Source organism: Thalassotalea sp. G20_0, assembly GCF_017744175.1.
Classification (GTDB): Bacteria; Pseudomonadota; Gammaproteobacteria; order Pseudomonadales; family Endozoicomonadaceae; genus Endozoicomonas.
In genome coordinates this window covers 1-731 of sequence record NZ_JAGHQV010000357.1, presented here as the reverse complement: position 1 = coordinate 731, position 731 = coordinate 1, and the positions used below count along the sequence as shown (strand labels likewise).

Annotated in this window: 1 protein-coding gene; it reads left to right on the top strand. The window is 47.6% G+C overall.

Features of this window, described 5'->3' with window-relative positions; translation table 11 throughout:
- Positions 1–654 (top strand): DUF1570 domain-containing protein (locus tag J7438_RS26485; protein WP_209279013.1); only part of this gene is annotated, 654 nt, incomplete at its 5' end.
- Positions 655–731 lie beyond the last annotated feature (77 nt).

Below are 731 nucleotides of genomic sequence, written 5' to 3'. Positions count from 1 at the left end.
ATACCCGTCGATATGCAGACCCGATTGTCTGTGGATACCCGACAGATTTTCAGTGTCCTGTCACACTTCCTGAGCCTTGACCAGCTCCGACAGGTGCACCTGGAAGTGCATGTATTTGATAGTCCGAATCGGTTCAAACGTTTTAAACAGCAGATTGCTCCTTCGTTATCCAACAATGTATCCGGCTTTTACAGTCCGAACCTCAACCTGGTTGCCATCAACCGGCAGTCAAATGATGAAACTACGCTGGCCATAGCCAGGCATGAGGCGGCTCATGTCATCGTGTCTGGATTGTTTGGCAATATCCCTACCTGGTTTACGGAGGGAGTGGCGGAGTATTTCGAACAAATGAGCATCTCAGGGCAGCTGAAAATAATAGGCGTCAATCGTAGTTGGATGAAACTATTGACCGAGCAGCAGAGAGCAGGTCAGCTCATGACGATCACTGAATATTTGCAATATGATCGCCAATCCTGGCGAGACCAGGATCAAAACACCATGTATGCCACTGCATGGAGTATTGTTCATTTTCTGATGAGTTCTCGGCAGGGCAAACGCCTGATGACGCAATACATGGATGCATTGGTTGCAGATCGATGTCAGGGCATAAACAGCCAGGCGTTTTTTAACCGCTGGTACAGAGCTATCTCTTAGTCACAAATCCTAATCTTGGTTTATCCTTTTTTGAGGTAAACCAAGATCATGATTCCCCACCCCCCTCAACAATGGGC